At 55.8% G+C, this 24,404-nt stretch carries 26 protein-coding genes and 1 pseudogene; 10 read left to right on the plus strand and 17 right to left on the minus strand.

Annotation, left to right across the window (positions count from 1 at the left end; all coding sequences use genetic code 11):
* From ACQ3G7_RS18840 to ACQ3G7_RS18890, 11 genes and pseudogenes are all read right to left on the minus strand, one after another.
* A complete protein-coding gene (locus ACQ3G7_RS18840; protein ID WP_430891177.1) occupies positions 1 to 1,704 on the minus strand; it encodes a glycosyltransferase family 2 protein in 1,704 nt (567 codons plus the stop codon).
* On the minus strand, positions 1,695 to 2,048 hold the full coding sequence (locus ACQ3G7_RS18845; RefSeq protein ID WP_430891179.1) for an ApeI family dehydratase: 354 nt from the start codon (positions 2,046 to 2,048) through the stop codon (positions 1,695 to 1,697). The genes ACQ3G7_RS18840 and ACQ3G7_RS18845 overlap by 10 nt, the downstream gene beginning before the upstream one ends.
* The gene (locus ACQ3G7_RS18850; RefSeq protein ID WP_430891181.1) at positions 2,035 to 3,393 is read right to left on the minus strand and encodes a class I adenylate-forming enzyme family protein; all 1,359 of its coding nucleotides are present in this window, start codon (positions 3,391 to 3,393) and stop codon (positions 2,035 to 2,037) included. Before ACQ3G7_RS18850 ends, ACQ3G7_RS18845 begins: the two co-directional genes overlap by 14 nt.
* Positions 3,390 to 3,971 (minus strand): COG4648 family protein, encoded by a 582-nt coding sequence (locus ACQ3G7_RS18855; protein WP_430891183.1) that lies wholly within the window; start codon positions 3,969 to 3,971, stop codon positions 3,390 to 3,392. The genes ACQ3G7_RS18850 and ACQ3G7_RS18855 overlap by 4 nt, the downstream gene beginning before the upstream one ends.
* Before the next feature lie 6 nt (positions 3,972 to 3,977).
* Entirely contained in the window at positions 3,978 to 4,229 is a 252-nt protein-coding gene (locus tag ACQ3G7_RS18860; protein ID WP_061492805.1) for an acyl carrier protein, read from the minus strand.
* Positions 4,230 to 4,242: 13 nt separating this feature from the next.
* Positions 4,243 to 4,500, minus strand: coding sequence for a phosphopantetheine-binding protein (locus ACQ3G7_RS18865; RefSeq protein ID WP_061492806.1), 258 nt, complete (start codon positions 4,498 to 4,500; stop codon positions 4,243 to 4,245).
* A pseudogene (locus ACQ3G7_RS18870) lies at positions 4,481 to 5,313 on the minus strand (lysophospholipid acyltransferase family protein). Before ACQ3G7_RS18870 ends, ACQ3G7_RS18865 begins: the two are co-directional and overlap by 20 nt.
* Positions 5,292 to 6,014, minus strand: a complete 723-nt coding sequence (locus ACQ3G7_RS18875) for a beta-ketoacyl synthase chain length factor (RefSeq protein ID WP_430891185.1) — start codon at positions 6,012 to 6,014, stop codon at positions 5,292 to 5,294. Before ACQ3G7_RS18875 ends, ACQ3G7_RS18870 begins: the two are co-directional and overlap by 22 nt.
* 78 nt (positions 6,015 to 6,092) lie before the next feature.
* Positions 6,093 to 7,151, minus strand: coding sequence for a methyltransferase (locus ACQ3G7_RS18880; protein WP_430891187.1), 1,059 nt, complete (start codon positions 7,149 to 7,151; stop codon positions 6,093 to 6,095).
* Between the two features lie 72 nt (positions 7,152 to 7,223).
* Positions 7,224 to 7,613 carry a hypothetical protein gene (locus ACQ3G7_RS18885; RefSeq protein ID WP_263098974.1) on the minus strand — a complete coding sequence of 130 codons (390 nt, stop codon included), beginning with the start codon at positions 7,611 to 7,613 and terminating at the stop codon, positions 7,224 to 7,226.
* A 498-nt stretch (positions 7,614 to 8,111) separates the two neighbouring features.
* On the minus strand, positions 8,112 to 9,161 hold the full coding sequence (locus ACQ3G7_RS18890; protein ID WP_430891189.1) for an AI-2E family transporter: 1,050 nt from the start codon (positions 9,159 to 9,161) through the stop codon (positions 8,112 to 8,114).
* A gap of 112 nt (positions 9,162 to 9,273) precedes the next feature.
* Between ACQ3G7_RS18890 and ACQ3G7_RS18895 the strand changes: the two genes are divergently transcribed.
* From ACQ3G7_RS18895 to ACQ3G7_RS18905, 3 genes are all read left to right on the plus strand, one after another.
* On the plus strand, positions 9,274 to 10,509 hold the full coding sequence (locus ACQ3G7_RS18895) for an MFS transporter (RefSeq protein ID WP_430891191.1): 1,236 nt from the start codon (positions 9,274 to 9,276) through the stop codon (positions 10,507 to 10,509).
* Positions 10,510 to 10,597: 88 nt separating this feature from the next.
* Positions 10,598 to 10,987, plus strand: a complete 390-nt coding sequence (locus ACQ3G7_RS18900; RefSeq protein WP_430891193.1) for a type II toxin-antitoxin system RelE/ParE family toxin — start codon at positions 10,598 to 10,600, stop codon at positions 10,985 to 10,987.
* On the plus strand, positions 10,980 to 11,297 hold the full coding sequence (locus ACQ3G7_RS18905; RefSeq protein WP_430891195.1) for a helix-turn-helix domain-containing protein: 318 nt from the start codon (positions 10,980 to 10,982) through the stop codon (positions 11,295 to 11,297). Before ACQ3G7_RS18900 ends, ACQ3G7_RS18905 begins: the two co-directional genes overlap by 8 nt.
* A gap of 70 nt (positions 11,298 to 11,367) precedes the next feature.
* Here ACQ3G7_RS18905 and ACQ3G7_RS18910 read toward each other — a convergent pair whose 3' ends face one another.
* Complete coding sequence (locus ACQ3G7_RS18910) at positions 11,368 to 11,925, minus strand: DcrB family lipoprotein (protein ID WP_430891197.1); 558 nt, start codon at positions 11,923 to 11,925, stop codon at positions 11,368 to 11,370.
* 72 nt (positions 11,926 to 11,997) lie between these two features.
* The gene (locus ACQ3G7_RS18915; protein WP_088238354.1) at positions 11,998 to 12,663 is read right to left on the minus strand and encodes a 7-cyano-7-deazaguanine/7-aminomethyl-7-deazaguanine transporter; all 666 of its coding nucleotides are present in this window, start codon (positions 12,661 to 12,663) and stop codon (positions 11,998 to 12,000) included.
* 187 nt (positions 12,664 to 12,850) lie between these two features.
* Here ACQ3G7_RS18915 and tusA point away from each other — a divergent pair, with 187 nt between their 5' ends.
* The gene (tusA, locus tag ACQ3G7_RS18920) at positions 12,851 to 13,096 is read left to right on the plus strand and encodes a sulfurtransferase TusA (RefSeq protein ID WP_061499722.1); all 246 of its coding nucleotides are present in this window, start codon (positions 12,851 to 12,853) and stop codon (positions 13,094 to 13,096) included.
* Here tusA and zntA read toward each other — a convergent pair.
* The 4 genes from zntA to rsmD form a co-directional block, all read right to left on the minus strand.
* A complete protein-coding gene (gene zntA, locus ACQ3G7_RS18925) occupies positions 13,093 to 15,312 on the minus strand; it encodes a Zn(II)/Cd(II)/Pb(II) translocating P-type ATPase ZntA (protein WP_430891199.1) in 2,220 nt (739 codons plus the stop codon). The genes tusA and zntA overlap by 4 nt on opposite strands.
* A 75-nt stretch (positions 15,313 to 15,387) precedes the next feature.
* On the minus strand, positions 15,388 to 16,014 hold the full coding sequence (locus ACQ3G7_RS18930) for a lysoplasmalogenase (RefSeq protein WP_263098983.1): 627 nt from the start codon (positions 16,012 to 16,014) through the stop codon (positions 15,388 to 15,390).
* A 122-nt stretch (positions 16,015 to 16,136) separates the two neighbouring features.
* Positions 16,137 to 16,406: a DUF1145 family protein gene (locus tag ACQ3G7_RS18935; RefSeq protein WP_170933847.1), complete on the minus strand. Its 270-nt coding sequence runs from the start codon at positions 16,404 to 16,406 to the stop codon at positions 16,137 to 16,139.
* Complete coding sequence (gene rsmD / locus ACQ3G7_RS18940; RefSeq protein WP_430891202.1) at positions 16,396 to 16,998, minus strand: 16S rRNA (guanine(966)-N(2))-methyltransferase; 603 nt, start codon at positions 16,996 to 16,998, stop codon at positions 16,396 to 16,398. Before rsmD ends, ACQ3G7_RS18935 begins: the two co-directional genes overlap by 11 nt.
* A gap of 189 nt (positions 16,999 to 17,187) precedes the next feature.
* On the opposite strand from rsmD, the gene ftsY reads away from it, so the two are divergent.
* From ftsY to ACQ3G7_RS18970, 6 genes are all read left to right on the plus strand, one after another.
* Positions 17,188 to 18,573, plus strand: coding sequence for a signal recognition particle-docking protein FtsY (ftsY, locus tag ACQ3G7_RS18945; RefSeq protein WP_430891204.1), 1,386 nt, complete (start codon positions 17,188 to 17,190; stop codon positions 18,571 to 18,573).
* Between the two features lie 2 nt (positions 18,574 to 18,575).
* On the plus strand, positions 18,576 to 19,244 hold the full coding sequence (gene ftsE / locus ACQ3G7_RS18950; protein WP_430891206.1) for a cell division ATP-binding protein FtsE: 669 nt from the start codon (positions 18,576 to 18,578) through the stop codon (positions 19,242 to 19,244).
* Complete coding sequence (gene ftsX, locus ACQ3G7_RS18955) at positions 19,237 to 20,295, plus strand: permease-like cell division protein FtsX (RefSeq protein ID WP_263098986.1); 1,059 nt, start codon at positions 19,237 to 19,239, stop codon at positions 20,293 to 20,295. Before ftsE ends, ftsX begins: the two co-directional genes overlap by 8 nt.
* A 264-nt stretch (positions 20,296 to 20,559) precedes the next feature.
* Positions 20,560 to 21,417 (plus strand): RNA polymerase sigma factor RpoH, encoded by an 858-nt coding sequence (gene rpoH / locus ACQ3G7_RS18960; RefSeq protein ID WP_430891208.1) that lies wholly within the window; start codon positions 20,560 to 20,562, stop codon positions 21,415 to 21,417.
* A gap of 257 nt (positions 21,418 to 21,674) precedes the next feature.
* On the plus strand, positions 21,675 to 22,940 hold the full coding sequence (locus tag ACQ3G7_RS18965; RefSeq protein WP_430891210.1) for a 4-aminobutyrate--2-oxoglutarate transaminase: 1,266 nt from the start codon (positions 21,675 to 21,677) through the stop codon (positions 22,938 to 22,940).
* Positions 22,941 to 23,182: 242 nt separating this feature from the next.
* Positions 23,183 to 24,286 (plus strand): branched-chain amino acid ABC transporter substrate-binding protein, encoded by a 1,104-nt coding sequence (locus ACQ3G7_RS18970; protein WP_263098989.1) that lies wholly within the window; start codon positions 23,183 to 23,185, stop codon positions 24,284 to 24,286.
* The last annotated feature ends 118 nt before the right edge of the window (positions 24,287 to 24,404 follow it).

Here is a 24,404-nt window from a genome sequence, read left to right on the forward strand (position 1 = left end):
TTACTCCTTGTCCGTGGATTGCGGTGCGTGATCGGGCAGCCGCCAGAAATCAAAAAAGTTAAACCAGTCGAGCGGCGATTGCAGGGCGTAGTGCTCAAGGCGCGCAGCATAGCGGTCTGTTGCCTCACGCAGAGCGGCCTGCCTTGCGGCGCGCGGCATGGGCAACGGATCGGCGAACACTTCGCAGTGCAGGCGCAATTTGCCCTGCTGGCGCAATGCAAACATCAGCAGTACCGGGCAGCGTAACGCCGCAGCGAGAATAAACGGCCCCTGCGGGAAGGGGGCAGGGTGGCCCATAAATTCGCTCCAGTTCACCCGCCAGTCGCCGCCGCGTTGCGGGTTAACTGCCAGCCGATCGCCGACGATCGCTACCCATTCCCCGCGATCAAGCTTCTCTTTCAGCAACATGGCGGTGTCCGGGCCGATGTGCTTCACCGGGATGAGGTTAACGCCAGCGTCCGGCGCCATCTCTTGCATGATCTGCTTAAAGCGCAGGGCGTTTTCATGAAACACCAGCGCATGGATAATTTTGCTCTCGTTGATCTGCGCCAGCGCCCGGCTGGCTTCCACATCACCCAGATGCGACGCCAGCAGCAGCTTGCCTTTGCCATCGTGCAGACCGAGTGCTTCTTCCGCGCCGGGGGCGAACTCCACATCGCGGCCAAAGTGCAACTCGCCACGCCAGCCTGCGACTTTATCCAGCATCGCTTCGCCGAAGCGCAAAAAGTGGCGGTAGCTGTTTAACCCGGCAGGGCGCGGAAGATGGTGGGCTGCCAGCGTGGTGCGCACCCGCGCCAGCCAGTTTTTCGATGCCCGGCGTGCATCACGGGCGAGGAGCCAGTAGACGGCGACCACCGGATAGAGCAGCAGTGAGAAAGCGCGGCGACCTAATACGCGCCAGACCAGCAGCATAAAGCGCATCCCCCACAGGCCTTGCACCTCTTTTTGCTGCGCCCAGTGCGTGGCATTGCGGCGAAACAGCAGAGAAGGAATGCGCGGCAGCATGCCGAAGAACAGGCGGGTATGCATCAGTGAAATGCGCACGTTATCTTTCAGGGCGTCGAAATGCGACAGCCCATCCTGCGGGTAGGTCACGCGCGTCGGCACGAAGTAGCTGTCATTGCCCTGCCAGTAAAGTCGCACCATCACTTCGGTGTCGAAATCCATACGTTTGCCGAGCGTCACCCTACTGGCGAGCTGAAGCGTGGGGGCAATCGGGTAAACGCGAAAACCGCACATACTGTCTTTCAGTTGCAGCGACAGGGTTTCAATCCATACCCAGATGTGGGTGATCCAGCGGCCATACAGGCGCGAACGGGGAATCGAATCGTCATACAGCGGTTGACCGGAAATCAGCGCCTGCGGGTGTTGTTCCGCCAGCGCCAGTAACGCCGGGATATCTTCTATGGCATGCTGCCCGTCAGCATCCACCTGTACCGCGTGCGTGAAGCCCGCTTGTGCGGCTTCCTGCAAACCACGGATCACCGCTTCGCCTTTCCCGGCGTTCTGCGCCAGGCGTATCAGGGTCAGGTTGGGGTAGGTCTGCGCCAGCGACGCCAGCGTCTGCCGCGTGGCGTCGTCACTGCCGTCATCCACCACAAAACAGTGCAAACCCGCAGGCTGCAAACGTTCCAGAACGCGCGGCATCATCGCGCCGTGGTTATAACAAGGGATCACCACACAAGGGGTAAATGTTAACGACATAGGCGAATCTTCCCGCTGCTACAGAGGTGGCGTGCTTCACCCTCATGGCGATGATAGCTGAAGGCCAGTTGCTGTTTTTCTTCGTGCCAGTCGAGTACCAGCGTGACGACGTTGTCCGGCAACAAGGGGGCCTGGAACTTTACGCTTTGAATGCTGTGAAAACGGTGCTCCGGCGCCAGCAGGGTGGTGGCGTAATGCATCGCCCAGTCGAGTTGTGCCACGCCGGGAAGCAGAGGCTGAATGGCAAAATGACCACGAAACCAGAACAGTTCCGGCTCCAGTTGGATCACGATTTCCGCGTGTTGTGGTTGCGCCTGACGGCGTTCAATTTCATGGGGTTTCATGAAATAACTCCTGTAGTTGCGCATAAACCCGCTTGTTCATACTGTTGACCGGGATCTCATCCAGAATGCGCCAGTAGCGCGGCACTGCCACCGGTTCAAGCCACGGGATAAGCGCCCGCCGCCACGACAGCTCCAGGGCTTTACTGTCGCTGCGTAGCCATTGCGTGCGCATCTCATCGTCCAGCACCAGCAGAACGCCCACACCCTGGCGACCGCCACGGGAGACCGGCAACGCCGCTGCTTCACGAATACCGCCCAGCTCCAGTACGCGGCGTTCGATCTCGCTAAGTGAAATGCGCTTCTCTTCGATTTTGACCACCCGACCGCGGCGACCGGCAATCTGGAATGTGCCGCTGGCGTCGAAAGTCAGCTCATCGTCGAGCAACAAGCCTTCGGGTTCGGGAATAAGCGGCGAATGTGCGCGAAAGCTCTCCGCTTCCTGTTTGATGGTCACGCCGGGGAACGGCAGCCACGAGATGTTATCCTGCTGGCGATAACGCCAGGCGAGGATCCCGGTTTCGGTGCTGCCATAGATTTCATCCGGCCAGACGCCCAGCCAGTTCGCTGTTTCCTGTACATCGCGCCAGGGCAGCATGCCGCCCGCCGAGAGGATAAGCGACACTGGCGGAGGCGAGAGCCGGGGATCGAGGCGTTTTAAAAATGCCGGGCTGCTGATAAAGGCGTAACGGTGCAGCCCGTCGAGCGCAGCCAGTTGCTCTGCGTAATAGAGCATGGCGGCATGCAGCGGCAACCCGAGCGACATCGGCAGAAAGATGCGGAACGTCAGGCCGTACAGATGTTGCGGCACCACGGAGGCAACAACACGGCACCCGGCCAGGCGATCGGCAAAGCGCGCGGCCAGTAATGCGGCTTCTTTGTCCAGACAGGCGATGGGTTTGATAACCCGGCGCGGCTGCCCGGTGGAGCCGGAGGTAAAAAGCTCAACATAGGCATCTTCGCGCAGTGCGGGAAACGCAGGCGCATCTGTGGTCTGCATATTGTCGGATGCCACCACATAGTGTGGCCCTTCCCAGTTCAGCGGACGATCGCTTAACACCCCGTCGAACAGGGATTGCTGCTCTGCCAGCAGCGATACCCGGCTATGACCAGGGATGACCGGGGTTTTACCCGCGTGCAGCGAGGCTAACAGCGCCACAATAAACAGGTAGCTGTTTTCGAAACAGAGCGCCCAGCGTTCGCCGGGTTGCTGCGTTAATTGCGCGACGCATTGTGAAACGTCATGACGCAGATGTCCCAGCGTCCATGTTTGATCGCCAAGCCAGGCGATGGGCGTTTCGGCAGCGCGCGGGCTGTTTAGCCAGGCGGCGAAAGGAAGGGTCTTCATGTTGTCTCTCGTTTTATCACCTGGCGGCGCACCAGCCACTCTCCCGCCATGAGCGCACCCATCAGCAGATAGGCGATCATCCCGTTCCAGGCTGTCCACAGGCGCATATCGCCGTACAGGGCGGTAAACAGCGCAATGCCGCCGTTCAGCACAAAAAAGATGCACCAGATCTGCGTTACGCGGCGGGTATACCGTACGGCGGCGGCGGGTAACTGCGGTTCACGCAGGCGCGCCAGTCGCTCAACCAGCGGCATCGCCGTTTTGAGTGACCCGCCAAACACCACCAGCATGATGAGATTGACCGCCACCGGGTAGAACAGCAGCAACTGGTGGGTTTTTAGCAGCCAGCTTGCCGCGCACAACGCGATGCCCACAACCGCCACGCCGCCGCTGACAGCGCGCAGCGGCGCTATCGCCTGCCGGGCTTGCTGTAAGCGGAAAAGCAGCATCAGCGCCATCAGAGGCAGCAGCCAGTGCAGGCTGTTATGCGTCAGGCCAAACCAGACCACAAATGGCCAACTGAGCATCAACAGGGCAGCGACCAGCCTGAGTCCCGATTGGAGGCGGGATCCGCGCATCGTGGTTTACTCTTCTTGCAGTAAACGTTCTACCGCGTCGACAACATCCTGTACGGTGCGCACGGCTTTGAACTCTTCCGGCTTGATTTTCTTACCGGTTTTTTTCTGCAGGTGCACAATCATGTCGACGGCGTCGATGCTGTCCAGCTCCAGATCTTCGTACAGGCGGGATTCCGGGGAGATATCCTGCGGGTCGATTTCAAACAGTTTGGTAAGAAGGGTAGAGACTTCCTGGTAAATTTCATTTTTCTCGATCATAGCGAACCCACTCTTATGCGCGTTGAGCCTGGATAAATGACGCCAGCGTGGCGACAGAGTAGAAGTGCTGACGCATCTCTTCGCTTTCTGCTGACAAAACCACGGCGTACTGGTTTTTAATCGCCAGACCTAATTCCAGCGCGTCAATAGAATCCAGTCCCAGACCATCCCCAAACAGCGCCACATCGGTGTCGATGTCATCGGCGCTCAGTTCATCCAGATTCAGTGTGTTGATGATGAGATTTTTAATTTCAAGATAAAGCTGTTGCATCATTCATTCCTAAAAAGGTGCAAAACCCGGTGTTAATTGATGCAGAAGATGCCGGTTCAACTGTCTTGCCGCCAGCGCCGGTTCTTGCGATTCCGCATCAAAAAATTGTTTTATTGCCACCCGTTCGCGTACTTCCACGGTAAACATGGGCTTACGGGGTGGGACGTCATACCATCGGCTGTGTTTATCCAGCAGATGTTCACTACAGTGGATGACCACGATGCGTAAATCACAACCGCAGCGCACAGCAATATTTGCCGCGCCGCGTTGCAGTGTCATTGCCTCTCCCGGGCGTGTACGCGTGCCTTCGGGGAAGATTAAAATCGTATCGCCCTGTTGCAGGCGCTGTTCACAGGCGGGAAGCAGCGCATCCGCCTGACTGTTAATCAGGTAGTCCGCGGCTTTCACCACGCCGCCGAGAAAGGGGTTGCGCAGCAGCGCGCTTTTAACCAGACAGTCGGTTTCCGGCATCACCGATGCCAGCAGCACATAGTCAATCAGCGTGGGGTGGTTGGCCACCACCAGGCAACCGCGCTCATGACGCAGAGTTTCAACGCCGTGGATGCGGTAATCCAGTGCGCCGATCGCTTTCGCGGTGTTTAAAAACAGACGGAAACTGGCAGCAATGCTGCGGCGCGCGAGGCGGCGGCGCGTCGCTTTGTCGCGCACGGCAATCAGCAGCAGGTTAAACCACACCAGCGACAACAGCAGCCCGCCGATGCCAAACAGGGCAAAGCACAGGCCGGTCATCAGCAAACGCCAGACCCAATTCAGGCGAGAGGCGAGACGTTTCATGTGCGGCTCCAGCGCCAGTTCAGGCGCTCACCGGGAATGGTGAATTCACGCGCGTCGCGCAGATAGTGCTGTAAAAACTGCACGCTCTGCGGTAACCGTGGCTCACCTTCACAGATTGCCGCTTCACTGGTGCATTGCAGATCTTCACCGGCTTCAAACACCAGCGCAACGGCATAGGCCCAGGTTGGCATATCCGGGTGCAATCCGGGGTGATAAAACGCCGGGAGCGCGCCATCGAAATCCACCATCAGTACGCGCTGATAGCCCGCCTGCAAAAAGCAGATCACTTCGCATAGCCCCTGCTGGAAGGTATCCAGCCCGGCGGAAAGCGAAGAGGAGACGATAGGTTGCTGGGCGGCAATAGTGAGGTTCCCCACCGCCGAGTTGTGCACCGACATCGCGAAATCGGTCGGCGAGAGATCCTGACCCGTCGCCAGCGCTTGCAGAATGCGGAAGTTACGCTCCAGCTCACCGTGGCGGCTGGTAAAGACCACGGCCTCAACCTGATGCTGGCGCAGCAGCGTGATGCCGCATTCAACGGCCAGCCGACTGCCGGAGCTGAGACGACGCGCGGTCATCATGGGCAGTGCGGTCAATTTTGCCTGGGGTAACGCCGGATCGATAGCGTCGCGGTTCTGTGACCATTCGCGCCACTGCGCCGCTTCACTTAATCCCGGCGCACGAGCCTGCCAGTCGGTAATCTTGAGTGCAAATTTCATCAAACGCGCGTCCGCGAAAAAACGTGATATCCAGTGATGCCGTTTCGGGCATCATGGCGGCGCGGGCGCCGCCCTTTCTTATTTTTTATGACATATCAATAAGGTATGTCCCACCCCGAGGTTATCGAGGCGCTTTTCAACGCCGAAGCCCGCCATGTCGAGATAGCGCAGGAAATTCTCCGCGCTGTAAAAACGGCTGTTGCCATTCGCCATACAGGTAAAGTACAACGACGTTGCGTTCAAACTGAATGCCGCAGCATCAAATTTTTGCGCATCCCAGAACAGTTCCATCACGCACAGTCTGGCATCCGGTTTCATGACCTGGGCTATCTTACTTAAGATGCCAACAATCTGTTCCGGTGAGAAGCAGTCCAGGAACTGGCTCATCCACCAGATGTCCGCTGCGTTGGGCAGCGGCGCATCACCCAGCATATCAATCGCATGGAAGCCGATCCGCGAAGCGAGTCCCGCTGCGTTGACGTTTTCCTGCGCCAGGGCGATTTGCTCAGGCAGATCCAGCAAGGTTACCGCGACGTTTTCGTCATATTTGCAGCAGCTTATTGCCCACTTACCGGTATTTCCGCCTATATCGTACAGACTTGCCGGCTGGCTGGCGAATATATGCGGTAACGCTGCATTAAACGCCGCATCGGAATAGTAATGGTCAAAAGCAAACCAACTTTCCCGCGCCGGGTTCGGTAATTGCGATAATGCCGGGTAAATGGTCGGCCATTCGCCAAACACGCGCAGCCCTGCGGGTTTTCCCTGTTTTAGCGCCTCGTCAAGGAAATAGAGTCCCTGGTAACAAACATCCTGCGAAAAATCCATATTCACACGCGTCATTGTATCATGGAGCAGGAAGTGTCCGACTTTGGCAAGATAAAAACGATCTGCACTGCGCGTGATAATTCGTCCACTGAGCGCCATGTCGAGTAATACACTCGCGGCATATTCATCGGCTTCACTCCCGAGCACAATTTCATCCAGGGTTGCGCCCTGATTTCCTTGCTTATCGAGAAAATCCAGCAGCCCAAACTTACGCAGACAAACTGCCGTCTGGAATAGCATCGGGGCGAAAGCAATACGCTGCGCTTCCGCTATTGCTTCGAGCGCGCTGAACGGATCCTGTTCATACATGGCGTGTACAACCTTATTAAATGCATCAGGATTATCGGACCGTTACCGGCCCGACTTTAGACAGGATGGCAATTAAAGCGCGGCGCCTGAAGCCAAATTCTGCTGAATTTGTTTATCGAGGGTGTTCACCCAGGCGTTGTATTTTTTATGGATTCGACCATCAGACGCTTTCAGGTTCAGGCTGTTTGCGTAGTTGATGGAGTAACTGTCTGCGGCGTAAGTAATACGAATTTCGGCAACGTGGCCGCGGTTATCCAGACGACCCGTGATAACGCCAGGACCGGCATCGTTCATTACCCACTGACGTTGTTGACCCGCTTTCAGAATGGCGGCGCGCACCTGTGACTGAGTGTGACCTGCGCTGACCGGGGCGTCGATATTTTGCACAATAGCGGTACGCGCACAACCTGCCAGTGCTCCGGCTACGGCAATCACCGCCAGGAATTTAACAATCTTCTTCATGAGAACTCCGTATCAAATAATTTAAGATTGAAGACACACTTACTTTCTGGAATTAATCCAACGTCATGATGAAAATGGGAAATTCTGCCAATAAAAACGGTGCAGATTGCCATTTTTGTTTGCGAATATTGGGTGTTTTTAAAGTGAGTGATACTGCTGCCCGGCTTTTTATAAGCATATTGCCGCATTTTGCGGAGTAAGCCTGAGTGGGCGGATAATAAAATATCATTGTGTACAGTGCAACCATGATGATAAGGCGATAACGGTGGTTATATATCACTAATCGTATGCATTACAGTCTGTTAGACTGATTCTGAAGGGCGTAATTATTCAGGTTATAGACGTGTTATATTTATAAAGTTCGCTTAAGGCAAATTTCAGGCGGTTTTAGCACTGTCATTTTTATCGTAAAAACGCCTGCAATAAAGCAGGCGCAATTATTTTCTTCACTCTAACGTTAATAAGATAAATATAAAACTACCCTCGTTGGTAGGTCATTTATCCTGGCAACCGGCTTTTGGGGCGGCCTGGTCCGAGTAAAATAGCCAGCTTGCTCCCCCCGGTGGTGGTCTCCATCCAGATTTTACATACGCTGGTGAGGGGAACCGACAACAGCATACCCACCGGGCCGAGCAACCAGCCCCAGATTAATAAGGATAAAAATACCACCAGCGTCGACATGCCGAGACGGTGGCCCATCATACGGGGCTCCAGAATATTGCCGATGATCATATGCACCACCAGAAAGAGCGCACCCACCAGCAGGCATTCATAAAGTCCGTTAAACAGTAACGCCTGGAGCATCGGCGGAATGGCGGAGATCACGGAACCAATATTGGGAACATAGTTGAGCAAAAACGCCAGTACCCCCCACATCAGGGCGAATTGCACATCCAGCAGCACCAAACCCAGCCAGACAATGACGCCGGTCCATAAACTGAGCAAGGTTTTCAGCGCCAGATAGTGCGACACACCTTTTAGCGCACGGTGCAACCCGGCAATGTGGATCTGCGGGTTACGCAGCGCGAAACGCAGTTTATAAGGCACGTGGCGGACTTCAAACAGCATAAATACGACGGTCATCACCAGCAGGAGGATGCTGGCCATGGCGTTGGAGAGTTGGGTCATCATCGTGGTGGCAAAGGTCATCACTCGCTCGGAGTCCATCCGTTGCAGCATGCGTTCCGGCGACATATGCAGGTTGAGGAACGGCACCATTTGCTGCAGGTCGAGGAATTTGCGCGTAAATTCGCGGTTGTATTTTGGCAACAGGGTCATAAAGTCGTTTATCGACGCGGCCAGCACACCAACCAGCGCAGTAAGGACGATCAGCATAACCAGCACGACGATGGCGATGGCGACCGGGCGCGACAGTTTCCGGCGGATAAACCAGCTGACTAACGGGTTGAGTACGATGGCGAAAAAGAGCGCCAGTAAGAGTTGCACAATAATATCGGCGGCAGCGTGGATACCGGCGAGGATCACCACCAGTGCAGCCAGTTTTAAGAGAATGTGTAAACCCGCCTGATCAGGCTGAGGATGTGTCATGTGTACGTCCTTATGTCATTTTGCCTGTTCAAGTGTAGTGCCTCGTAAGCCCTTCGCCTGACGACGATATTCTTAAAGTGGATGCTGATTTCTGTGCGCTGACGTGGTAATAGTGAAACACTGTTGTAAATATCTGGGTTTAACTCTCATGCCTGAAAACGCCGCCGAATCGGCGCTTAGCGGATGGCGTCTTAATCTGCGGATTTTGTCCGTCGTTATTTTTAACTTCGCAAGCTACCTCACTATCGGCCTGCCGCTGGCCGTGCTGCCTGGCTATGTCCATGATGTAATGGGATATAGCGCCTTCTGGGCCGGGCTGGTCATCAGTTTGCAATACTTCGCTACGCTGCTTAGCCGACCGCATGCCGGGCGTTATGCCGATGCGCTGGGGCCGAAAAAGGTGGTGGTATTTGGCCTGTGCGGCGCGTTTCTTAGCGGCCTGAGCTACATGCTGGCGGGAATGGGCGGCCATGCCGGTACCCTTAGCCTGGTGTTGCTGTGCCTCGGGCGTGTCATTTTAGGGATTGGTCAGAGCTTTGCCGGAACCGGAGCCACTTTGTGGGGTGTCGGCGTGGTCGGTTCCATACATATTGGTCGCGTTATTTCGTGGAATGGCATTGCGACGTATGGCGCGATGGCGCTTGGCGCGCCGCTTGGGGTGCTCTGTTATCACTACGGTGGTTTAGAAGGGCTGTCGCTCACGATCATGGGGGTGGCGCTGTTGGCGATTCTGCTGGCGCTGCCGCGCCCGGCAGTGAAAGCCAGTAAAGGTAAACCGCTGCCGTTTCGTGCCGTATTGGGTCGCGTGTGGGTGTATGGCCTGGCACTGGCGCTGGGTTCCGCGGGCTTCGGTGTTATCGCCACCTTTATTACCCTTTACTACGATGCTCAGGGCTGGGAGGGCGCGGCCTTCGCTCTGACGCTGTTCAGTATGGCGTTCGTGGGGACGCGGCTGCTGTTTCCGAACGGCATTAACCGCTTTGGCGGGTTGAATGTGGCGATGATCTGCTTTGCGGTGGAAACCCTCGGCCTGGTGCTGGTAGGGCTGGCGGCGGATCCGTGGATGGCGAAACTCGGCGTTTTCCTTGCCGGCGCGGGTTTTTCGCTGGTTTTCCCTGCGCTTGGCGTGGTGGCGGTGAAAGCCGTACCGCAGCATAACCAGGGTTCTGCGCTGGCAACTTATACGGTGTTTATGGATTTGTCGCTCGGCATTACCGGGCCGCTGGCAGGGCTGTTGATGGCCTGGTCCGGGGTCTCGATGATTTATCTGGCGGCGGCGGGACTGGTGGCGATAGCGCTACTGCTGGCGTGGCGATTGAAGCACAGGCCGTTGGGTGGGGGTGAATAAGGGCAGCACCTGGATGCTCAAATCTTGTTCTAACCCGTAAGGAAGACTATAGTCTTCCTTACGGGTGCAAGATGAGAGCAAGGAAGCTATGGGTATCTACCTGACAATGGAGTTTGACCAGGAGCGCAGAAGGGTGCGTATCAGTGATAAAACGTTATGTAAAACAGCCGCTGCCATTATTGCCGGGCTTCATGGCGACAGGCTTGGTAAGTTTACTTATAAAAAGCGCATTGCTTTACCTGCTGTGAGTTCTCGTGATGGCGCTCGCGCAATTGTCTTTTTTCACGAAGGCGACAATCTTTTTTTCTTTGACATGTATGTGAAAAGTGAACTCTCAAAGAAGAAGGGAAAAGAACTTGAAGACGATGAGATCGATGCTTATTGCGCTGTCGCGAAGGATTTTATGGTTATGCCCGAAGAGACGCTGGCGCGTCTGTTAAAAAGCGACGATTTAATTGAGGTGAAATGTCATGAGTGACCATCTGAAACGCATTCAGGCTATGGCAAAACGCTACAACAAACTGGGCGTGGTACAGGATGAAACGGTCGCCAGCATTAATGAAGCGATAGAGGCGCGCAATATTCCTGAAGTGCGTCCAATGACGGGTATGCAAATTAAACAAGTCCGCACGCACTGGAAAATGTCACAGGCGGCGCTGGCACGCACCGTTGGCATGTCGGTTGAAAGTGTGTCGAAGTGGGAGCGCAACGAAAGCAAACCCAATAATGCGGCATTACGTATTCTCAATACCATTGAAGATAAAGGACCGGCTATTTTCCTCAGTTAAGGCTGATGATAGTCACCCTCTGGCAATAAAAAAGGAACCCGAAGGTTCCTTTTTTCATTCCGGCGCGGTGTTAATTCACCACGATGGTATTGATAATGTTTTCTGCTGCGGTTTGCGCTTGCTGTTGGTTGTCCGCTGGCAGCGTCACCTGCAGGGTCAGCAGTTTATTATCTACCTTACCCAGTACCACAGAAGACCATGCAGTCTGGCCTTTGGCGGAGATAATGCTGTCGAGCTGTTGCAGGGTCTGGCCTTTCAGCTCAATGGATTTGTTGGTTACCACTTGCAGTTGCGGGTCACGGCTGCGCTGCTGATCTTCCAGGCGTTTCGCCAGTGCGGCGAGATCTTCCTGGGTGTTGTCGCCGACAATCACAATCACTGCTTTCTGGCCGGTAGCGTCGGAATAAACGTGCATATTGTTAGCCTGAGTACCCAGTTTGCCGCTCTGATCGGTCATATCTGCCGGAAGCGAGAAGCTGAGTTTGCCGTCGAGCAGCGTGACGGGCTGGCCGTTGGCGTTGCTTTCAGCAGCAGTACCCTGAGCAGGCTTTTTGCTGTCGCTGTTATCACAGGCCGCCAGCCCCATTACCAGCAGGCCAATACCGACATATTTCACCAGATTGCGCATTGACTTCATCCTTTCAATAAACAGCCATAACGGCTCATCAGTGCATCTTATCATAACTGATAAGCCGTACCTTTAGCTGGCCTGTAATGCGGGAATTTCAGATTTGTCTGCCAGCCTTTTCAGCAACATATTCAAAAGCACACCGTACATCGGCAGGAAGAAAGCGATGCTGATAATCACCTTAAAGCCGTAGTCCACCAGCGCGATTTCCATCCAGTGCTGCGCCATAAATGCATCCGGGCTGTGCCAGAAGGCAATAAAGAAGAACGCAACGGTGTCGCTGGCGTTGCCAAAAACGGTTGATGCCGCAGGCGCCAGCCACCAGCGACGGTTCTGACGCAGGCGGTTAAACACGTGTACATCAAGAATCTGCCCCAGCGCATAGGCCATAAAACTGGCGGTGGCGATACGTGCCACGAACAGATTGAAGTGGGCGAGTGCGCCAAAGCCCTGCCAGGAACCCATATAGAACAGGGAGGAGATCACATACGAAGCCAGCAGTGCCGGAACCATCACCGCGAAGATAATCCGCCGGGCGAGGGGCGCGCCGAAAATGCGTACGGTTAAATCCGTCGCCAGGAAGATAAACGGGAAGCTGAATGCGCCCCAGGTGGTGTGGAAACCAAAAATGGCGACCGGCAACTGGACCAGATAGTTACTGGAGATGATCACCAGCAGGTGAAAAAGCGAAAGCCAGAACAGCGCCTTCATGCGCTGCGAGTGCGAAAATTGCGTCATATTGTGACCTTTTTGGTAAATGGGGTGAGGGAACCCAGTACTTTTTATGCTCTGTTAAACAGAGCCGCCGCATGATACTGCAATCATCACCGGATGCAATGGCTATTTTTAACGCAATCGTTAACCTTGCTTGCGTCACAAAAAAGGCAGCGTAAACTAATGCGGTTTTTTCCGTTGTGAGATGAAAATGACCGATCCGTTTACCACTGCCGACCATACGCTGGACGCTCAGGGCCTGCGCTGTCCGGAGCCGGTAATGATGGTGCGCAAAACCGTACGCAACATGCAGGTTGGCGAAACATTACTGATTATTGCCGACGATCCGGCAACCACCCGCGATATTCCCGGCTTTTGCCGTTTTATGGAACATGAGCTGGTCGCCGGGCAAACCGAGACGCTGCCGTACCGCTATGTAGTGCGTAAAAGCCACTAATCTTTGCGGCGCAACAGGCGCAGGGCGTTGGCGGTCACCAGCACCGTCGCGCCCGTATCCGCCAGCACCGCCAGCCACAATCCCGTTATTCCCAGCAGCGTTGTCACCAGGAATATGGCCTTCAGTCCCAGCGCCATGGCGATGTTCTGCCGGATATTGCTGTGTGTGGCGCGGGCCAGGCGGATCATCTGACCCAGACCGGTCAACCGGTTATGGGTTAATGCTGCATCGGCGGTTTCCAGTGCGACGTCTGTACCGCTGCCCATCGCAATGCCAATGGTGGCGGCTTTCATTGCCGGGGCGTCGTTAATGCCATCACCCACCATCGCCAGCGGCGCATGCTGGTTTAATGCCTGTACGGCACTGACTTTATCTTCTGGCAGCAACCCGGCGCGGAAATCCAGTCCCAGTTCCCCGGCAATCGCCGCGGCTGCACGCGGGTTATCGCCGGTGAGGATCACGCCTTGTACCCCTAACGCATGGAGCGCGGCTACTGCTTCTTTGGCGTCTTCACGCAACGTATCCTGCAACGCCAGCGTCCCCATCACTTCTTCGTCACGCTGTACCACAACCACCGTCTGACCGTGGCTTTCCTGGTTGTTAATCTGTGCCAGTAATGCGCTGTCCAGCATGCCTGCGGCAAGTTTATCCGGCGCGCTGATGCGGATGACGCGCCCGTTGACTTCGGCCTCAATGCCTTTCCCGGCCAGGGCGCGCTGCGCCTGCGCATCGGGAATGGCGAGCTGGCGACGTTGAGCCTCCTGCACGATGGCCTGCGCCAGCGGGTGGGTGGAGCCTTGTTCAACGGCGGCGCTCAGTGTTAACAGTTCCTCTTCGCTGCACCCGCTCAGCGGGTTTAACGCGGCGACCTGCGGTTTCCCGATGGTCAGCGTACCGGTCTTATCAAAAGCGACCTGGCGGATACTGCCCAGTTGCTCCAGCGCTGCGCCGCCTTTGATCAGCGCACCGCGCCGCGCCGCTGCTGCGAGGCCGGAAGTGATAGCTGCCGGGGTGGAGATCACCAGCGCGCAGGGGCAGCCAATCAGCAACAGCGCCAGACTTTTGTAGATCCACTCCAGCCATGGCGCGGAAAACAGCAGCGGAGGCAGGAGGGCGACCAGCAATGCCACCGCCATGATCGCCGGCGTGTAGATGCGACTAAAACGATCGATAAAGCGTTCAATCGGCGCGCGGCGCTCTTCCGCTTCTTCAATCAATTTCAGGATGCGGTCGATGGCGCTTTCGCCCGGTCGGGAAACCACTTCCAGCGTGACCAGCCGATCAACGCTGGTCGCCCCGGCAGGAACCGCCTCGCCGCTGGCGCGTTCAACCGGTACGGATTCGCCGGTGAGCGCGCTTTCATCAAAACTGGCGAATGAAGACAGCAGACGACCATCCGCCGGTAAACGCCCACCGGCCGGGACTTCAATCGTGTCACCGGGTTGCAGTTCGCTGGCTGCCACCGTCTGACGGTCACCGTTGCGCAGGCGGGTGGCGGTGTCCGGTTTCAGCGCCATCAATGCGCTGACACCTCGGCGCGCGCGGCTGGCAGCCCAGCCTTCAAGGCGTTCGCCAATTAAAAACAGCATCAGCACCATGGCGGCTTCAGCCGTGGCACCAATAAACAACGCACCGATGGCGGCGACGCTCATTAACGTTTCGATGGCGAACCAGGAGCCGCTCTTCATCAACCGCAGTGCCTGGCGGGCGATAGGCCACAGACCGACAAGCGTGGTGGCGATAAACGCCGCCTGACCGAACGGATGGTTGAACTGCTCCAGCGACCAACTGATTGCCATCATGACGACCAGCAGGATCAACGGCAGGTTTTCACGCAGACGAGAAGGGGCAACTTCCGGCGCGCTGTGTTCGCCTCGCAACTGATAACCCGCTTGCTGTACTGCCTGTTCGACCTGTGTACGCACATCGCGGTTAGCCACGACGGTGAGTTTTTCTGTGGCGAAAGCAACCTGCACCAGGCCAATGCCCTCAAGCTGGCGTACGGCGTTTTCCACTTTACGGGCACAGGCGGCGCAATCCATGCCGGAGACCTGCCAGCTATAACGCTCGCCTTCGGCACTAACCGGGGCAGCAACGCTGTTTTCACAGGTTTCGTCGGCGCAGCACGGTTGCGGTTTTTCCGGCATCGGGCGGAGTTTGACCGCTGCGAACTGCGGGGCTTTTTTCTGTTCAGGCTGCGGTGTGGGGGTGGGCATTGCATCCTCCGGTTAATGATAATTTTCTCATTAACCGGAGTATGCACTCTGGAGTCGACTCCAGAGTCAAGCTTTTTAAATATACAGAGAACGAACGATCAGAAAATGCCCGGCGAAGTAGCAAGCGGACGCAATCGCGTTATCGGCGCTAAAGCGCTTACGGTAGTGGCTGCCCAGCCAGACCACATTGCCGAGCAGTAGCAGCGCGGCACCGACAAACGCAGACAGCGCAGGGCTTGTCGGACGGAAGAACCACAGTTCGCCCGCCAGCCAGACCATCACCAGCGTCATGGCAATAAAGGTGAGCACCGGCAGGCGCAGCTCTTCCAGCCGCGTCCAGATCACTGCCACCAGCAGCGCGCCAATCACCAGCAACGCCAGCGGCAATGGCCAGAAGAAGGAGAGCGTCATTTGGCTGGCGAAGTAGATGGTATAGAGCAGATGCGCAAGGAAAAATGCCCCAATGGCGTAGAGCATTTTTTGCCGCGGCAGAAGCGTCAGCGCATCCCCGACCAGGGAAGCGCACAGACCCGCCAGCACAAGGTAGCTGATGGCATCGAACATCGGGGCTTGCCAGGCCAGCAGCAGCAGGAGAAGTAAGGTAACGGGTTTGAAAACCCAACGCTGCCAGGCCGGACCGCGATAGGAGGCGTCGACATACAACCAGGCGGATAAACAGACAGCAATAAATGACCACAGCATAATTAAGTCCCTGTATCTTTTAGTGTTGCGTGAATCTCTCTTACTCAGTGTAGTGGCGGGGAAAGGGGGATGACAATGCTGACTCCCCCACTATGGGCGTAATTCCGCTTTTTCTGACCGGTTTATTTCTTTGCTTTGAGCCTTTCTTGCCAGATCAACAGCTCAAAAACGCCGAACAGGAAGATACGGATCTGTTCTGCTTTGCTCATCTGCGGACCGTCTTTCGGCAGCGCGCTTTTCAGCATGGTAGCCTGCAACGCGTGCATAAACACGGTGAATACCAGCGCGACGTTGACAAAAATATTCAGCGGGCGCGGAAAGGGTTTAATTAAGTTCCAGAGCAAAAAGGCCCAGATGCACAGCATCAACAGACGGCCCAGATTAATCAGCAACGGCATGCTTCTCTCCTTGTGCTGCGCGGTGATAGAGACGGTAAGCCACCTGACCCGCGACTTTTTCCCGATGCAGTTGCCAGTGCGCAGGCACCGGCGGCTGCCCATTTTCCACTTCGCTTTCTATATAGATTAACGCTTCATTGGCGAGCCAACCGTTGTTTTCCAGCAAACGCAACGTCTCTTCCAGCATGCCTTTGCGAAAGGGCGGATCGATAAACACAATATTGTGCGGCGTGCCCGGCGCGGCTAAAAAAGTCAGCGTGTTGGTGTTGACCACTTTGGCGTTGCTGGCTTTGAGCGTGGCCAGATTTTGCTGCAGTTGCCCGGCGACGCTGCGCTCCATTTCCAGCAAGGTGGCGCTGGCCGCATAGCGCGACAGCGCCTCGAGCCCCAGCGCGCCGCTACCGGCGAAGCAGTCGAGACAGTGGGCGTCTACCATTGATGGCGCCAGCCAGTTGAACAATGTTTCACGCACGCGGTCGGTAGTCGGGCGCAGTCCGGGACTGTCGGGTACCGGAAGTTTACGGCCTCGCCACTGCCCGCCGATAATGCGTATCTGGCCGCTGGCGGCACGGTTGGGTTTCTTCATGGTTTTCGCTTTGCTCATCATTTCGGCCTGCTATTCTAGCGGTCCAGAGAAGGACGTTAAACCCTAATCCTCAGGTCGTGATGCGAGTTCAGGAAAGTGGTAGACTATCCGACTAATTAACAAATGTTTTCAGTCCTGGTCGTGCAGACGGGCTGCGCCATGAATCAATCGCGAGGAGTGTGGTCGCCAATGGCAAATGAGAAGAAACGTGGCTTTTTTTCCTGGCTGGGCTTTGGACAGAAAGAACAGGCCGATGAGGCGCAAACCGAACAGCAGCCTGTCACCGAGCAGCCGGTTGAAGAGACGCCGGTGGTTGAGCCTGCCGACAGTGAAAAATTCGCCGAAGAGGTGGTGGCGGTAAGCGAAACGCTCAGCCACGAAGCACCGTCGCCGGAACCGGTCGCGGAAGAGACGCGCGCGCAGGTTAAACACGAAGAACTGCCGCTGCCGGAAGAAGTGGTTGAGCAGGAGATCGGGGCTGAAGAGTGGCTGTCGGAAACCGAACAACAGGCGGAAGCGCACGTTGATGCTGAAGACGACGCGCCGCTGAGCGACGAAGAGCTGGAAACCCAGGCGCTGGCGGCGCAGGCGGCTGAAGAAGCGGTTGTGGTGGTGCCGGTGGACGAGACGGTAATTGAACAGGAGAAACCGACGAAAGAGGGTTTCTTTGCGCGTCTTAAACGCAGCCTTCTGAAAACAAAAGAAAATCTCGGATCCGGATTTATCAGTCTGTTCCGCGGGAAAAAGATCGACGATGATCTGTTTGAAGAGCTGGAAGAGCAACTGCTGATTGCGGATGTGGGCGTGGAAACCACGCGTAAAATCATCACCAATCTGACGGAAGGCGCCAGTCGCAAACAACTGCGCGACGCCGAAGCACTGTATGGTTTGCTGAAAGATGAGATGAGCGGGATCCTTGCCAAAGTGGATGAGCCGCTCAACGTAGAAGGTAAAACGCCGTTTGTTATCCTGATGGTTGGCGTGAATGGCGTGGGGAAAACCACCACCATCGGCAAACTGGCGCGTCAGTTTGAGCAACAGGGCAAATCGGTCATGCTGGCGGCGGGGGATACCTTCCGTGCGGCAGCGGTGGAGCAGCTCCAGGTGTGGGGTCAGCGCAATAACATTCCGGTGATTGCCCAACATACTGGCGCGGATTCCGCCTCGGTGATTTTTGACGCTATCCAGGCGGCGAAAGCGCGTAACGTGGATGTGCTGATTGCCGATACCGCAGGGCGTTTGCAGAACAAATCGCACCTGATGGAAGAGCTGAAGAAAATCGTCCGCGTGATGAAAAAACTGGACGAAGAGGCGCCGCACGAAGTGATGCTGACGATCGATGCCAGCACCGGGCAAAATGCCATCAGCCAGGCCAAACTGTTCCACGAAGCGGTAGGGTTAACGGGGATCACACTGACCAAACTCGACGGTACGGCCAAGGGCGGCGTGATTTTCTCGGTGGCGGATCAGTTTGGCATTCCTATCCGTTACATTGGCGTCGGCGAGCGTATTGAGGATCTGCGTCCGTTTAATGCGGGCGATTTTATAGAGGCACTTTTTGCCCGAGAGGATTAACAATGATTCGCTTTGAACACGTCAGCAAAGCCTATCTCGGTGGGAGACAAGCGCTGCAGGGGGTGACCTTTCACCTGCAGCCGGGCGAGATGGCCTTTCTGACCGGGCATTCCGGTGCGGGGAAAAGCACCCTGCTGAAGCTTATCTGTGGGATTGAGCGGCCCAGCGCCGGGAAAATCCTGTTCGGCGGCCACGATATTAGCCGTCTGAAGAACCGCGAAGTGCCGTTTTTGCGCCGCCAAATCGGCATGATTTTTCAGGATCACCATCTGTTGATGGACCGTACGGTGTTCGACAATGTGGCGATCCCGCTGATCATTGCTGGCGCCAGCGGCGATGACATTCGCCGTCGCGTCTCTGCGGCGCTGGATAAAGTCGGTCTGCTCGACAAAGCGAAAAGCTTTCCGATCCAGCTCTCCGGCGGTGAACAACAGCGCGTGGGTATTGCCCGTGCGGTGGTGAATAAGCCTGCAGTGCTGCTGGCGGATGAACCGACCGGCAACCTGGATGACGCGCTGTCGGAAGGGATCTTGCGTCTGTTCGAGGAATTTAACCGCGTTGGGGTGACAGTGTTGATGGCGACACACGATCTGGGGCTTATTTCCCGGCGTTCGTACCGCATGCTGAACCTGAGCGACGGCCATTTGCACGGAGGCCATGCGGGTGAATAAGCGTGATGCACTAAACCAGATTCGGCAGTTTGGCAGCAAGCTTGACCGTTTCCGTAAAGCCTCGGGTTCTGCCGGTGACAACAACCGCAATGCGCCGCGTCGCGGCAAAGCGGCGAACAAAGCGCCATCGCGTAAAACCAATGTGTTTAACGAGCAGGTGCGCTACGCCTGGCATGGCGCTCTGCAGGATCTGAAAAGTAAACCGCTGGCGACCTTCCTGACAGTAATGGTTATCGCCATCTCACTGACGCTGCCCAGCGTTTGCTACATGGTGTACAAAAACGTCAACCAGGCGGCCTCGCAGTACTACCCGTCTCCGCAGATCACCGTTTACTTCGACAAAGCGCTGGATGATAACGCCGCACAGCAGGTGGTGGGGCAACTACAGTCGGAGCAGGGGGTTGAAAAGGTTAACTATCTCTCCCGCGAGGATGCGCTTGGCGAGTTCCGCAACTGGTCTGGTTTCGGCGGTGCGCTGGATATGCTGGAAGAGAATCCATTGCCTGCGGTGGCGGTCGTGGTACCGAAACTGGATTTCCAGACGCCCGATTCGCTGAATACCTTGCGTGACCGCATTTCCCGTATCCACGGCATTGATGAAGTGCGCATGGACGATAGCTGGTTTGCGCGCCTGGCTTCGCTCACCGGACTGGTGGGGCGCGTGTCGGCGATGATTGGCGTATTGATGGTGGCGGCTGTCTTCCTGGTGATTGGCAACAGCGTGCGGCTGAGTATTTTCGCCCGCCGTGACACCATTAACGTGCAGAAACTGATTGGCGCAACGGATGGCTTTATTTTGCGCCCGTTCCTGTATGGTGGCGCGCTGCTCGGCTTCTCCGGCGCATTCTTGTCGCTGATCCTGTCGGAAATCCTGGTGATGCGTTTGTCATCGGCGGTGACCGAAGTGGCGAAGGTGTTTGGCACCCAGTTTGAATTGAGCGGTTTGTCGTTTGATGAGTGCCTGCTGTTGCTGCTGGTGTGCTCTATGATTGGCTGGGTTGCGGCCTGGCTGGCGACAGTGCAACATTTACGTCACTTTACTCCGGATTAAAAAATTTTTGGTATACTCCTTCCCTGCAATGCAGAATTCCGTTGCCGGGAAGGATACGGATTCGTTTGACCTTCCCTGCCGCGGTTTTTCATCCGGATGTCACAATTTGTGCGTAATTTATTCACAACCCTACAGGGAACTTGTGGATAAAATCACTGTCTGATAAAACTGTGAATGCTATTCTCGTTGCTCAAAAACGCTGGCATGTTTGTTGCCTGATGGGGACAGACCGCCGCCAGTTGAAAGTGAATTGAGAGGATTTGAATGACCAAAGAAATGCAAACTTTAGCTTTAGCCCCTGTTGGTAACCTGGAGTCGTATATCCGGGCCGCTAACGCATGGCCGATGTTGACGGCTGATGAAGAACGGGCACTGGCTGAAAAGCTGCATTACCAGGGCGATCTGGAAGCAGCGAAAAAGCTGATTCTGTCTCACCTGCGCTTTGTTGTTCATATTGCTCGTAACTACTCGGGCTATGGTCTGCCGCAGGCGGATCTGATCCAGGAAGGGAATATCGGCCTGATGAAAGCCGTGCGCCGTTTCAACCCGGAAGTGGGTGTGCGCCTGGTCTCCTTCGCCGTACACTGGATTAAAGCTGAGATCCACGAGTACGTATTGCGCAACTGGCGTATCGTGAAGGTCGCCACCACAAAAGCACAGCGTAAGCTGTTCTTTAACCTGCGTAAAACCAAGCAGCGTCTGGGCTGGTTTAACCAGGATGAAGTGGAAATGGTTGCCCGCGAGCTGGGCGTAACCAGCAAAGACGTGCGTGAAATGGAATCGCGTATGGCCGCCCAGGACATGACCTTTGATATGTCTCCTGACGACGATGCGCAAGACGGTCAGCCGATGGCGCCGGTGCTTTATCTGCAGGATAAATCTTCTAACTTTGCCGACGGCATTGAAGACGATAACTGGGAAGAGCAGGCCGCCAACAAGCTGATCGATGCCATGCAGGGGCTGGACGAACGTAGCCAGCAGATCATTCGCGCCCGCTGGCTGGACGAAGAGAACAAGTCCACGCTGCAGGAGCTGGCCGACCGTTATGGCGTGTCCGCCGAGCGTGTGCGTCAGTTGGAAAAGAACGCGATGAAAAAACTGCGCGCCGCTATCGAAGCGTAAGCGAATTGCAGTGAAACAAGCCGGGACGGCGTCAGCTCTCCCGGCTTTTTGTTGCCTGATTTCCCCCGCCGTCACCGTCATCCCATGTTGCCTCGCTGTTTCGTCCCGTTATTCTCCCCCTTCTTGTTTCTGTCACATCGCAACATAAGAGCTGTCCTGTCGGAGTCCCATCGCTTGCGCGAAACTGAGTGAAATATCGCATTGCTAAAGGCGCTATATACTTTGTAAGCGGGCATACACAGACAGGGGACATCAAGGTGAAAAATAACGAATTACATCAGCGCCGTTTACAGGCGACGCCGCGTGGGATTGGAGTGATGTGCGGGTTTTACGCTGAAAAAGCGGAGAACGCCACGCTGTGGGATGTGGAAGGCAATGAAGTGATCGATTTTGCCGCCGGCATTGCGGTGCTGAATACCGGGCATCGTCATCCGAAAGTGATGGCGGCGGTGGAAAAACAGCTACAGGCATTTACACATACTGCCTACCAAATCGTACCTTACGAAAGCTATGTGTCGCTGGCGGAGCGCATTAATGCACGCGTGCCGGTCACTGGCCCGGCCAAAACAGCGTTCTTTTCAACGGGTGCGGAAGCGGTAGAAAACGCGGTGAAAATCGCCCGTGCTTATACCCGACGCCCGGGTGTTATCACCTTTGGCGGCGGTTTCCATGGACGAACCTTTATGACCATGGCCCTGACTGGCAAAGTCGCCCCTTATAAAATCGGCTTTGGCCCGTTCCCGGGTTCGATTTACCACGCCCAGTATCCAAATGCCTTGCACGGGGTGAGCACGGACGATGCGCTGAAAAGTCTCGAACGCATTTTTAAAGCTGATATCGCACCGGATCAGGTCGCCGCTATCCTGCTGGAACCGGTACAGGGCGAAGGGGGCTTTAATGTCGCGCCAGCGGACTTTATGCAAGCGCTGCGTAAGCTGTGCGACAGCCACGGTATTTTACTGATTGTCGATGAAGTGCAGAGCGGCTTTGCCCGTACCGGCAAACTCTTTGCCTCGGAGTATTACGACGTTAAGCCTGACCTGATCACCATGGCGAAGAGTCTGGCGGGCGGTTTGCCACTGTCGGCGGTTGCTGGCCGTGCGGAGGTCATGGACGCTCCTGCGCCGGGCGGGCTGGGCGGCACTTATGCGGGTAACCCATTGGCGGTGGCGGCAGCGCATGCGGTGCTGGATGTTATCGACGAAGAAGATTTGTGCGAACGCGCTAATCACCTGGGTAAACATCTGGTGGAAGTGTTGAACAACGCCAAAGCGCAGTGCCCGTATATCGCAGAGATTCGTGCGCAGGGTTCGATGGTGGCGGTGGAGTTTAACGACCCGAACACAGGCGCACCGTCAGCGGAATTTACGAAACAGGTGCAGGATAAGGCGCTGGCGGCGGGGTTGTTGTTGCTGACCTGCGGCGTTTACGGCAACGTGATCCGTTTCCTCTACCCATTGACCATTCCGGAAGTCCAGTTCCGTAAAGCGCTGGACATTCTCCATCAGTCGCTGACGCACTAATTATTCAGCCGCCTTATGGGCGGCTTTTCCACACACTGTCATCACGCTGTCGCACAACCTTCAAAATTGTTATTCCATATTCTGAAAATTGGGGTATGTTTTAGCAGAGTATGCTGCTAATGCACGGGCAGAATCGCTAATAACTACTATCATATTCTTTGCTTATGTGTGTAAGCAAAATAATGTGTCAAACAACAACATCACAACAAATAGCAATCACCATAACAATGGGGAATCTCAGGATGAAAATGAAGGGCAAAGCGTTACTGGCGGGATGTATTGCGTTAGCAATGAGCAACGTGGCATTCGCCAAAGATATTAAAGTTGCCGTTGTGGGTGCAATGTCCGGTCCGGTTGCGCAGTACGGTGACCAGGAATTTACCGGCGCTGAGCAGGCAATTGCCGATATCAACGCGAAGGGTGGGATCAAGGGCGACAAACTGGTTGCGGTGAAATATGACGATGCCTGCGACCCGAAACAAGCGGTTGCGGTTGCCAACAAAGTGGTTAACGACGGGATCAAATACGTTATCGGTCACCTGTGCTCCTCCTCCACTCAGCCTGCGTCGGACATCTACGAAGACGAAGGTATTCTGATGATCACGCCTGCGGCTACTGCGCCAGAGCTGACCGCCCGTGGTTACAAACTGACACTGCGCACTACCGGCCTGGACTCCGATCAGGGGCCGACCGCAGCGAAATACATTCTGCAGAGCGTGAAGCCGCAGCGTATCGCAGTGATTCATGACAAACAGCAATATGGCGAAGGTCTGGCGCGTGCTGTGCAGGACGGGCTGAAAAAAGGCGGCGCGAACGTGGTGTTCTTTGATGGTATCACCGCGGGTGAGAAAGACTTCTCTACGCTGGTGGCGCGTCTCAAGAAAGAAAATATCGATTTCGTCTACTACGGCGGTTATCACCCGGAAATGGGGCAGATTCTGCGTCAGGCACGTGCAGCCGGTCTGAAAACCAAATTCATGGGCCCGGAAGGTGTCGCTAACGTTTCCCTGTCTAACATTGCAGGCGACTCTGCGGAAGGCATGTTGGTGACCAAGCCGAAGAACTACGATCAGATCCCGGCGAACAAACCGATTGTTGACGCTATCAAAGGCAAGAAACAGGATCCGAGTGGTGCGTTCGTATGGACGACCTATGCGGCGCTGCAGTCGCTGGCTGCTGGCCTGAATCAGTCTGCCGATCCGGCGGCTATCGCGACCTGGCTGAAAGGGCACTCAGTGGATACCGTTATGGGGCCGCTGTCCTGGGATGAGAAGGGCGATCTGAAAGGTTTTGAGTTCGGTGTCTTCACCTGGCATGCCAACGGCACGGCAACCGACGCGAAATAAGCCCGAACTGACCGCAGCCTTTTGCGCCGCAGGCGCACTGGCTGCGTTCGCTTACCCCGGTGACTTGTCTGTGCAGGTGTTTGGGGGGAGCAAACAGTCTGCCTGAGACGCGACATTC

Source organism: Kosakonia sp. N21, assembly GCF_050587465.1.
Taxonomy (GTDB): domain Bacteria; phylum Pseudomonadota; class Gammaproteobacteria; order Enterobacterales; family Enterobacteriaceae.